Origin of the sequence: Ginsengibacter hankyongi (assembly GCF_008710285.1) — a bacterium.
Classification (GTDB): domain Bacteria; phylum Bacteroidota; class Bacteroidia; order Chitinophagales; family Chitinophagaceae; genus Ginsengibacter; species Ginsengibacter hankyongi.
Genome location: NZ_VYQF01000005.1, coordinates 241,109 through 253,135, shown reverse-complemented (window position 1 = coordinate 253,135; position 12,027 = coordinate 241,109). Strand labels below are relative to the sequence as shown.

The 12,027-nt window shown below is 39.7% G+C and carries 8 protein-coding genes; all 8 read right to left on the bottom strand.

Features of this window, described 5'->3' with window-relative positions:
* The coding region (locus FW778_RS16970) for a glycoside hydrolase family 3 protein (RefSeq protein ID WP_317132383.1) at positions 1-877 on the bottom strand (877 nt) is incomplete at its 3' end.
* 34 nt (positions 878-911) lie between these two features.
* Positions 912-1,943, bottom strand: a complete 1,032-nt coding sequence (locus FW778_RS16965) for a glycoside hydrolase family 5 protein (protein ID WP_150416010.1) — start codon at positions 1,941-1,943, stop codon at positions 912-914.
* Positions 1,944-1,972: 29 nt separating this feature from the next.
* Entirely contained in the window at positions 1,973-2,944 is a 972-nt protein-coding gene (locus FW778_RS16960) for a sugar phosphate isomerase/epimerase family protein (protein WP_150416009.1), read from the bottom strand.
* Positions 2,945-3,008: 64 nt separating this feature from the next.
* Positions 3,009-4,445, bottom strand: a complete 1,437-nt coding sequence (locus FW778_RS16955) for a hypothetical protein (RefSeq protein WP_150416008.1) — start codon at positions 4,443-4,445, stop codon at positions 3,009-3,011.
* A gap of 61 nt (positions 4,446-4,506) precedes the next feature.
* A complete protein-coding gene (locus FW778_RS16950) occupies positions 4,507-5,859 on the bottom strand; it encodes an SUMF1/EgtB/PvdO family nonheme iron enzyme (protein WP_150416007.1) in 1,353 nt (450 codons plus the stop codon).
* A 21-nt stretch (positions 5,860-5,880) separates the two neighbouring features.
* Positions 5,881-8,220 (bottom strand): glycoside hydrolase family 3 N-terminal domain-containing protein, encoded by a 2,340-nt coding sequence (locus FW778_RS16945; RefSeq protein WP_150416006.1) that lies wholly within the window; start codon positions 8,218-8,220, stop codon positions 5,881-5,883.
* Positions 8,221-8,239: 19 nt separating this feature from the next.
* Complete coding sequence (locus FW778_RS16940; RefSeq protein ID WP_150416005.1) at positions 8,240-10,759, bottom strand: glycoside hydrolase family 3 C-terminal domain-containing protein; 2,520 nt, start codon at positions 10,757-10,759, stop codon at positions 8,240-8,242.
* 48 nt (positions 10,760-10,807) lie between these two features.
* Positions 10,808-11,923 (bottom strand): endo-1,4-beta-xylanase, encoded by a 1,116-nt coding sequence (locus tag FW778_RS16935; RefSeq protein WP_202552315.1) that lies wholly within the window; start codon positions 11,921-11,923, stop codon positions 10,808-10,810.
* Between the last annotated feature and the right edge of the window lie 104 nt (positions 11,924-12,027).

Below are 12,027 nucleotides of genomic sequence, written 5' to 3'. Positions count from 1 at the left end.
CCTGTTCGATTACTTTTTTAAAGGGATATAAATACATTTCCTGTAATTCCCTTGGCGCCACATGCGGATCAGTTCTCGCATTTCCATCACGGCCTCCCTTAGGCACGCTGTACACCGCAAAATGTTTCAACGTGGATGCAACGCCTTCACTTTGTATACCTTTTACCATTTGTATTCCCAGTTCGGAAATAAGGTAGGGATCTTCACTATAAGTTTCTACAACCCTTCCCCAACGAGGGTCTCGGGATACATCTAAAATGGGTGCATATATATTTGTATAACCGAGCGCTTTTGCTTCAGCTCCTTCAATTTGGGCCGCCTGGAAAACTAAATCCCTGTTCCAGGTGCTACCAATGCTTATTGGTGCAGGCAACGGAGTTGCCCTGTCATGGTTAAGGCCATGTACTCCTTCATTGGTAAAATCAACGGGAATGCCTAAACGCGTTTCTTCCACAAACCATTTTTGTATTTGGTTGATGGCAGCCGCATGATTGCTATATGGATAAGTGAGGTTGTTGGTATAATATCTTTCTGGTCCGTTGATAACGCCATTGAGTTGCTCGTCAATATTGGCAATGCCATCTTTCCATATTTCAGTTTTCCATTCGGGGGTAGGTAAACTATCTTTTAATACCCTTTTATAACCATATAAAGTTGCCATCTGGCAGGTCTTTTCATCCACATTCATTTGCGATAGCAAGTTTGCAACTCTTTTTTCAACGGGTTGAGCAGGATCTTCAAAGACATCCATTTTACCATTTTTATTAAAATCTATCCAGCCTTTGTGATAGATATTTATAACCTGAGCTTTCAAAGAAAGACCATTAGAGAATAGGCCAAAGAAGATTAAAGAAAATAATTTAGCTGTGTGGTTCATGTGATTTTACAGTTTTAAATATGACAATCGGTTTTTATTTTTTATTTGGAATAAGTGCATATTTAATGGGTGTGACCCACTCATCTTTATCGATGTTGTATACAATAAAATCGGAATCGAATTGCCAGTAACTCCAACTCCATTTCCTGGTTTCAGCCTGTCTGGCAATATAGTTAGTCCATCGCACACGGGAAGGCATATCCGCTTTTTCATACGCACCGAATTCACCAAGAGTAAGTGGACGATTATGAATTTCGGACCATGCCTGAGCAGTATCAAAATCAGAATTCACAGCCTGCTCTTCACTTGCTGAATTAGTCCATGTAATACCGCTTAAATCTCTATTTTTTACAGACCAGGGAGCTCCCTGGTGGGTAAACTGAATGGGCGAGTAATAATGAATCGGGACGATGACGTTACGATCGTCATCTGGCAAGATTAAGTCTTTTAGGTATTTAATTTGGTTGCCGTATATTGGGCCGATAAGCAATGTTCGGTCTGGGTTTGATTTGCGTATAATCTTATAGGCGTCTGTGTGAATTTCATTCCATATCTCCGGTTTCATGTTTGGCTCATTGGCAATTTCAAATAGAACATCACTGGGATAACCCTTACAATGATCAGCAATTTGCTGCCACATAAATAAAAATTTAGACTTATTGCCTAAAGGGTCTCTACCCATTGCCTCGTGCTCATGAAAATCAACAATGGCCATCAGGTTATTTTTCAAAGACTCTTTAATGGCCCAATCGAGCGTAATAAAAAAAACCGGATCAATTGTATAAGTCGAATCATTCATTGAAAACCTGAAAGGATGAACTGCAATGCGGACGTTATTGAAACCCGCTTCTTTTATCAACTTAAAATCCTTTTCAGTCATCCTGGCTTTTAAAATATTTTTCCATCCTGGGTCGGCGCTAAGAATATTAACGCCGCGGCCGAGTCGTGCATTTTGCTCAAATGCATAGCCTTTACCTAACATTCCCTGAGCTGAAACATTGATACCCGTTATTAAAAAAATTACTAAGCCAAGAAACGAACAATTAATCATTGCGAGTTTTTTCATAGTATCTGCTTTAATTATAAATTTTCAAGCTATTTATATACTTCATCAATTGCCGCTGTTACTTCATGTAGCATTTGAGGAACCAATGTGAATGGATCGTAAGCCTTGCCACGAACCAAAAGTGTCTCAACCGGCAAATACCCGCTATAACCACCATCCTTTATAATTTTGATCAGGCGTTTATAATCGGTAGGAGTTTCGTTTCCAATACCAAACGCACTTTCCTTTATCTGCCAGTTGATCGCATAAGGCACCACTTCAGCAATGTCCTTATACGGATCCGGAGTTTTAAAATTACCAATATCAACAATGAGACCAGCCCATTTAGAATCAACTGCTTTCATTACGTAAACGCATTGTTCAGCCGTCTGAAGCATATCCCCATGATTCTGAACACCGATTTTCACGCCATATTTTTCACCGAAAGCTGCGCATTCTTTATAGCAATCAATCATCCAGCCGGCTACCTCTTTCCACTTATCTTCATATCCTTTGGGGATTTCTCCGGAAAATAGCCGAACAATAGGAGCCCCCATTTTAGAGGCCGCTACAATCCAGTCTTTAGCAAGTTGCACCCCCTCCGCACGCACTTTCGGATCTGGCGAAGCAAAATCATTTCGTATACCGGTTCCCGTTATGACAATACCTAATTCTGCGGCCCTGTCTTTGAATTTTTTCAAGTATTCATCGGAAGGAACTTTCGGGTAGCCTGGAAAGAAATAAGCGGTTGGATCAAGTGCTGGTATTTTTTTGGTAGCGCACCAGTCCAATAAATTAAAATAGTTGAACACCTGTTGGTTATCGCCACGGGAATCGTGAGCCATTAGTAAGTCGGCAAACGAATATGCATTTAGGGACGCAATTAATGGCTTTTGATGTTTTTCATTTTTACGTTTTTGAGCCATTGATTTTCCGGCACTAATGCTCATCAATGAAATTGTTCCTAATATCAGCAATCCAAAGCTCCGGATCTTGTTTTTTTTGATCAAATAATTTTTCATGCTTTTTATATTTTAGTCTTACGGTTTTAATTTTGTTATAATTTCTTTCATAAATAATCTTAAACTATTTATCCAGGTATTGTATCAGTCCATAAACATGATTGTTCAATATTTTCATGTTGTCCAACAAAGGTTGATAAGGTTTGAAATTGCTGTCTACGATTCCTTTATTCGAATCGCGGTTTGAAGCATCGGTTTTAAGATCCGTTGGATCGTTATCCTGGTAGGTAAACCAATGCCATCCAACACAGGATTTGCTTTTCAATAGTTCTATCGTAAAATTCTGATAAAAATAACCGCGGTCGAGCTGTGTAGGAACATTCCATCCAGCCCCGGTTCGATTTGGCAAACCTGAATCCTCTCCTTTGGTATACCATTCGGTAATGATAAATGGCTTGCCCGACCACTTCGTCCAATTAGCCATGATCGATTGGTCCGGCTGCCATTTCCTGTAATGGTTGATCGAAATGACGTCCATATATTTACCTGCAACTTTAAAGATTTCAGGATTACTCAATTCTTCAGATCCCTGGTTAAAACGGCATCCCAGGTAAAGGTGATTTGGGTCGTACTTACGAACCGCAGCAGCTACTTTCTTTAGATAAGTTTCGAAATAGAATGCGGTAAAAGCTAATCGGTCCTCATTAGTTATATCTTCAGTTGTAGCATCTTTTCCCTTACGTTCGTCAAGCCATTTTTTTGCGGCAATGTAACAAGGTTCGTCCTTTGCCAAATACTTCAAGTGGCGGTCTAAGGCATCATTTTTCCATGGCAATTCATTATCCGTAAAATAGCCGAGCAGATATTTATCATTGGAATATTTGGCAATTGGAGCAACTGCTTCCTCAAGATATTTATCAAATTCAGGATCGAAAACCATTACCAAATCAAAGCGATACCCTTGCCAGCCAGCCATTTTATATTTCCCACCATATTTTTTTAAGTGAGCTGATTTATATGCTCCCATCGGGTTTACTATTACTGTATATACAAGCGGTGACGGTGACTGGCGAATCAGGTCAACATCTGACCAGGCACCGGTGCCATTGAAACCATTGCCTTTTAAAAATTTACTTTCCTGCAATAACCAATTCCCTTTTGTTCCATACTTACTTTTCATGGCTTCGATTTGCCGATCAGAACTTCCGGGGCGGAACACGTCAATTCCTTTATGGATAAACGGGTAACCGTCCGGATCAACAATCCACCAACGATCACCTTTTTTCTCAACCCTGAAAAATCCGGTCGCTTTTGATCGGTTTACTTTCCATCCGCCATAGGAATCTAATTCCGGATCCGCGGATATATGGAACCCAGGAAGTTTATCTATTGTTTTGGCCGTATAGGTTTTCCACTCTTTACTATCAGCATTCGCTCTGGCCTTAACACGGTGATATTCCGCGATTTCCTTGCCTGATTGAATTTGAGCTTCGGATTGATCCCATGAAAACCCAAAAAGAAATATAAATACCAAGATTATGTTATATTGTTTACTCATCATCTTAAATCAATTTTTGTTTCAATTTTCAGTTTCAGCAAAGCCTTTAAGCATTATTCCCGTATTAGTTTTCTAATTTGAGTTCAAGAAAATCATAATTCATATTCCCATTGGTAACCGTTTTTAGTGTTAGCACATGTATCCCTTTTTTAAGTTTAACCGTTGCCAAGGAATCAATCCTATTCCAATGATGCCATTGTCGCCATGCAATTGGTTCCTTATCATTTCTCGTGGAAGGAATCAGCAACTCATTCGTTAGTTTATTTCCATCTAACAACAATAAAATACCACCATCTCCACTTGCTGTATACATGAGCCTGACTGTGTAGTTACCGGTTTTATTAACCTTTATGGTATAATTAATCCACTCACCAGGCATTGTCCAGCCAACATATAACTGATCCATCTTTGGTTCCACCATATTATAAGGATTGTTATCAATATCTCTTGTTTTGGTGAAGGAAATATCAACTCCTTCTTTTATTCTAAATTCGTTGAGAAAAGTCCCGTTTGCCGGGTTTAACTTTCCACTTCCATTGTTGATACTATCCGTATCATGGTAAGCAATTCCTTCTCCACCAATGTCATAAAATTCACATTGAATTTTTCCGGGAATTTGCTGTGGTTCATTATTCCAGGATTTTCCTTTGTAGTTTCTGAAAGGTCTTTTATCAAGCATTACAGAGTCGGCAGGAAACACTGCTCTAAATCCAACGCTGTTGCTGAAGTGTGTTGGAACATTTCCGTAATGAGCATCAATGCGACCCGGTTGCTCTGTTGCATACCAACTTCCACCCATATGAACACAGAAGCCAGTGGCTAATTTAAGTGTATCATTCAGGCACCATTCCCACGCATTCCCACTCATATCATAGATGCCCAATTCATTGGGTTTCTTTTCGCCTACAGGATGTGAATGTTGCTCACTATTATCTTTGTACCAACCAACTTCATCAAATATATTTCCACCAGCATAAGTGTAGTTTTTACTTTTTGTTCCACCTTTTGCTGCATAGGTCCATTCTATTTCAGTTGGAAGTTTACCTCCAATCCAATTACAAAAATCAACTGCCCCATAATAATTTACCATCACCATAGGGTAATTTTCGTAACCAGGTTTCGGCATCCATTTTTCATTCTTGTATTCAACCTGTAGTTCATTTGAACCTACATTAATCAATTTTATGCCACCCAAAATACCTTGAGGCCCTATATTCTTTTCATTTAAAAATCCTGCATACTGTTTATTCGTGATTTCATACTTAGAGATTTCAAAACTGCTCACAATAACATTTACATGGTGATACTTCATCTCTCCCCCTTTCACGAAAATCCTTTCAATTGGATAAGCTTTCAACATTGAGTTGAATAAAGAAAAACAAACCGCAATAACCGTGTAGCCTATATTTTTTTTCATTAGAAAAATTTATTTACAGGTTTATTTTTGACTAATTACTTCAAAGAAACTGGATAAATAATCGGTTGAATTTCTTCCTACCTGAACTTCAAACTCGCCAGGTTCAACAATACGTTTCATCCCAGGACCGTAATACTGCAACTTATCAGCTGTTATCAGGAAAGTGATTGTTTTTGTCTCGCCCTTTTTGAGATGTACCCTGGTAAAATCTTTTAGTTCTTGTATAGGCCGTGTTACCGAGCTAACCGTATCGCGAATATATAATTGAACAATTTCATCGCCATCCATATCCCCGGAATTCGTTACATCAACAGAAACCTTAACAGGTTGTCCAACTATTATTTGTTTATAATCCAGTTTTAAATTTGAGTAGTTGTATTTAGTGTAACTCAATCCAAATCCGAAAGGATATAACGGAGAATATTCGCCGGTAATATAGGGGCTTTCATGTATATATGGTTTTCGATTATAGTATACCGGTAGTTGACCTACATTGCGGGGAATGGTCACAGCCAGTTTACCACTTGGATTCACTTTCCCGAAGATAATATTGGCTACCGCAATACCTTGCTCCTGGCCTAAATACCAACCCTCGATCATAGCCGGAGCTTTTTCTGATAAATAATCTACCGATAATGGCCGACCGTTAATTAAGACCACAGCCGTTGGTTTTTCTAAATCAAAAATGGCTTTTGCCAAATCATTTTGCCTTCCAAGTAAATCCAGGCTATACCGGTCCCCTGTATGCCCAGCCCATTCTTCACGGCATGTCAATTCATTACCGCCCATTACAAGTAAAACAGCATCGCATTTCTTTGCCAATTCTACAGCAGCAGCAATCCTTCGATTTTCAGCTTCCGGAGTTTTATCGACTGCTTTGATGGTGGTGTCGTTCTCGTATATTTTGAAACCTTCCGAATAGAATACTTCGAATTTACCCTTTCCATATTGGGTCAAACCATCCAAAATGCTGACCCCTGGACTTTTATCGTTCGAATAATTACCATAATGAACCTCACCCGCATTGGGTCCAATGATAGCCAACCTTTTAATTTCATTTTGTTTAAAAGGAAGCGTATGATTGTCATTCTTTAATAGAATCATTCCTTCTTCGGCAGCTTTAAGTGCAATTTGCCTGTTCTTCTTTTGCATTTCTAATCTCTCATTTTCACCCAAAGTTTTTATATATGGATGCTCAAATAATCCAAGAATAAATTTATTGCGAAGAACACGGGCAACAGCAGAATCAAGAATAGATTCTTTTAATTCGCCGGATTTTATAAGTGAAGGCAGAAAGCGGAAACAATAGTCTTTCCAACTGCTGGGGCACTCAAAGTCCATTCCGGCAGCAATGGCTTTTTTGCCTGCTTCAGCCTGGTTAAGGCAGGCATGTTGACGGGTCACCATTCTGTTAACGCCATCATAATCGGAAATCACAAAGCCAGTAAAGCCCCATTCTCCCCGAAGTACATCGGTCAGCAACCATTTGTTGGCGTGATTAGGCACACCATCAATTTCATTGTACGATGCCATGACGGTACGAACGTTGGCTTTCTTCACCGCCATCTCAAACGGATAGAAATGGTTTTCACGAAGTACTCTTTCTGATAAATTTACGGGAGCGAGATTGGTTCCTCCTTCAGGTTGCCCATGGCCTGCGAAATGTTTTGCACAGGCAAGCAGGTGGTTTCCATCAATCATGGCAGAGCGACCTTGTAAGCCAAAGATTGCTGCCACACCCATTTGAGCAACATGGTAAGGATCTTCCCCAAGAAATTCATCGGAACGCCCGAAACGAGGGTCGCGTAGCAGGTCAATCACAGGTGTTGCAGCATGTGTAATACCATAACTACGCATTTCTTTTGCCACAGCGGAATAAACACTTTCCATTAAAGTAGTATCCCACGTACTTCCTAATAAAGGTGGGACAGGAAACACGGTCGACTGATCAGCGTTGCCCACAAAGCCGTGGCAACCTTCACCATTTGAAATAGCAGGAATTCCCAATCGTGTCTGTTCCACAAAATATTCTTGAATCGCATTAAAATTGGCTGCATATTCATTTGCAGGAAGTTTTGTGTCAAATTGCAAAAAGCCCATTCCATTATTAATGGTATCTCCCAAATTCTTCAAAACTTTTTGGAAAACTACATTGTCTGCAGTATTTAGGTCGTCCACATGCCAGATATTAAGTTGGCTGCACTTTTCTTCGAGTGTCATTCTGCCAAGTAAATCTTTTATACGTAATTCAATAGGGGCATCTGGATTTTTATAGAATGGCTTTTCGGTGATTGGTTGCGCCAGAAGAAATTTTCCTCCAAGTAAGATCGCAATAAAAATCAAAATACATTTTCGTTTCATTTGGTTTCAATTATTTCACTTACTTTAAAATATTTGCTATTTCTTCGGGAATCACTTTCCCATTTGGGATGGCTAATTCTCCCGTACAGGTATTATTATTGGGGTTCAAATCCTCACCTTTTGAAACTTCAATTTTTGCTGTTATAGTAAACTTGCCTTTGGAAGCTACCCAGTTTTTCCTCTTGATGCCTTGTGCACAGGCAAGTTCCATTCCGCCAACTGGAATAGAAATTGATTTCGAGAAATATAAGGCCACTTCATTTCCGTCGACATAAAAATGAATTAAATGAGCGTCTCCCTTTTTCGTGGGTGCGGTACCGTTATTGATTATTGAAGCCATGAAAACTACCGGTTCATGTTCTTTTGGGAAAGCAGGCATAGTTCGGATATTCCTAACCGAAGGGTCTGGCTTTCCTTCAGCTTTGCGCAAACTAAATTCCGTTTTAAGTGGCAATATATCCGATGAACCTCCCACCTGCACCACATACTGCCCCACCGGTATCTCGTATGAATCATTGGCCTGATTAAATATGTACAACTCTTCGGGTGTAAGTTGAAAAGTGATGATCTTAGATTCACCCGGATTTAAAAAGATTTTTTCAAAACCACGCAATTGCTTTTTGGGCATCACAACGTCGGGAGTAATTTTACCGGTTGAAAGATAGAGTTGAGCAACTTCTGCACCAGCCAATTTCCCTATATTTTTCAGATTAAATGAAACTTTGATTAAATCACCAACCTTAGCATTTACATTGTTTACCCTGATGTTGGAGTACTTAAATCTTGTGTAACTCAATCCAAATCCAAATGCGAATTCAGGCGTCAACTTTTGTGAATCAAACCAACGATATCCAATTCCTGTGCTCACTATATTGCGGAAATCAGGACTTATAGGTCTGATCTGTTCATCATTTTTTGGAATTGTTGCAGGTAATTTTCCTGAAGGATTGTATTTACCAAATAAAACATCAGTAATAGCCCGTCCCCCTTCCTGCCCGGGATAAAATGCATAGAGCAATCCTTTAATACTTTTTATAACCGGTGTTATACTGCAAGGTCCACCCGAAATAACGACCAGTATTATATTCGGGTTAACCTTTGCAATCTCGTTTATCAACTTGTTTTGCATACCAGGCATTAATACGGTTTGTGAAACTCTATCGGGCCGGGCTAGCGTTCCGCCCCCTTTTTCGTCGGCTTCTTTATCCAGAAAATAGCCTTCACCTTCAACCGTGCTATCCAGTCCCGCAACAAACAATACAAATTCAGATTTTTTTGCCGCTTCAATGGCTGACGAGAATTGCGAAGTATCCGTATCATTGATGTTACAACCTTTTGCATAATTTACACGATCATCACCCAAAATTGCTTTCACTGCTTTTTCTACCGGAATCCTATACGAAGGAAAAACTTTCGAGCTGCTGTTTCCGTCAAGCGGCAAAACTGCGGCGTTGGGACCAATGATGGCTATGGATCTAAGTTTATCTTTACTTAAGGGCAAAATACCTTGTTCATTTTTTAAGAGCACTAAACTTTTTAATCCGCTTTCGTACACCAGTTCCCGATGCTCCCTGCTGTCAATAACGCTCCCAGGAGTAACCGGAACACCATCAATCATTCCCGAAATAATTTTAGTTCGAAGCACGTTCTTCACGGCCCTGTTAACGAGATTACTATCGAACCGTCCACCACTTACACCACCGGGTAATTCTTTTATGTATAGGTCATTGCCTTCGCAAAAATCCAATTCCGCATCTAAAGCCTTACCTGTTTCACTAAAGCCACCCCAGTCGCACATTGTGTAAAAATCAAAACCCCAATGATCTCGCAATAAATCTTTGATTAGCAATTTATTTTCCGCACATTTATCCCCATTTATCCAGTTATAAGCACACATTACAGAAATAGCCCCGCCTTGCTGGATTGTCCTTTTCCAGTGATAGCCGAAAAACTCAACCAGGCTTCTTTCATCAATCAGGTAATTATTAGTTCTCCTATTGATTTCGTAGGTGTTTAAATTATAGTGTTTAATTGTTCCAAATACAGAAATGGTGTTTTGTCCGAGTACAAAAGCTTCCGAAATCCGTCCCCCTAAAAATGGGTCTTCTCCGATAGTTTCGGAAGCCCGGCCCATCCTTGGATCGATCAGTAAATCGAGTGTCGGTCCGGCAATCCTGTCTCTGCCACGTGCAGCCTGTTCTTCTGAAATTGCTCTTCCTACTCTTGTAATTAAAACCGGATCCCATGTGGCTGCCATTGCAATAGTTACCGGGAAAGATGAAAATCCAGCTGCATTATTACCAATACCGTGAGGGCCGTCGCTCCCTTTAAATTGTGGAATACCAAGCCGTTTATTACCATCTGTTTTGTAGTAAAGTTGTTCAATTTTTTCCTGCATGCTCATTTTTCCAAGAAGCTTGTTGAGCCTTGATTCCAAAGGGCTATTTGTTTCGAGTAGAACCGGTGACTCATGTTTAAGAAAAGACAATACTAAACCTCCAACCAGAAGTAACAAAAAGCAGTAAGTAACTTTTTTCATTTAAACAGAATTTAAAATCATGGCTTGCACTATTTATTAGGTATCCATTTATTTCAATCCAGACAAAAACCCTTCATACGCCTTCTTTTTGGAATAATCACCATTAAAAAGCAGGGGATATTCTTTTGGGCTCCACCAGCTAAGAAGCCAGGAATATTTATCGGTAATTCCCCATACCGTTATTGCGAATTTTTGAGCCTGTGGCAACGCCTCATACATTTCAACAATTGCTTTGTACATATTGGCTTGCTTTTGTTGTTCTGCATCGGTGAATACATATGAATCCGATTTGTTTTGATTAACCCTAATATCTAATTCTGAAATATGGATCAGTAGGCCTGTGCTTGCAAGATCCGTCAAACCGATATTTATTGTTGCTTTATCAGTCCAAACGGTTGTATGAAATTGGTCACCGATACCATCAATTGGGTAGCCTTCTTTCCTGAAACGTTCAACCATTTTTTTTAGAGAAGACCTTTTCGCAGAATTTAAGACCTGATCATAATCGTTATAAAAAAGTTTCGCGTCAGGATCAGTATCCCTGGCATATTGAAAACATCTTTCATAAAAACCAATCGGGTCTTTAAACGTTTTGTAAACCGAAGCATCGATTCTCAAAGAACCATCATCTGCAAAAATTTCGTTGGCAACGTCCCAACTCCTGATTTTTCCTTTATAGCGACCAACAACTGTCTGGATATAAGCTTTCACATTATTCTCAAAATTGAGCGAATCATATGCTGCGTTTATGAACCAATCGGGAAACGATTTGTACCAAAGGAGTGTATGTCCGTGCACCTTCATCGAATTCTGCGCAGCAAAATTGACCAGGTAATCTGGCCCATCAAACGAATAAGTGGTGGCCGATGTCCAGATTTGTTTCATCTTCATCTCATATTCAGCAGACAACTGGTTAAAGTTGGTCTTAAAGGTATTAGCAAAATCCGGCTCCTTTAAGTGAGCGACGGTTACGGCAGCGCCAATTTCAAACAAGGCCTTGTCCTTCAACGGGGCGGAAACCACTGCGGGCGGAGGATTTTGGGTATTGTTACCGGGAGTAACAGCATGATTTTTTTTGCTGCATGATATTATTGAAAGTATTAGAACGGCAAAGTAAAGGTTCAAAATTTTTACCTTTAACGGGCCGAAAATAAGTTTTTGCATTTTAGATTATAGAGTTGCGTTAGCTAATCAATAGTAATAGTGTCGCGATTTTAAACTTGCACCCGGAAAATACTTACCGGGTGCAGGTTTTACATCAAATATTT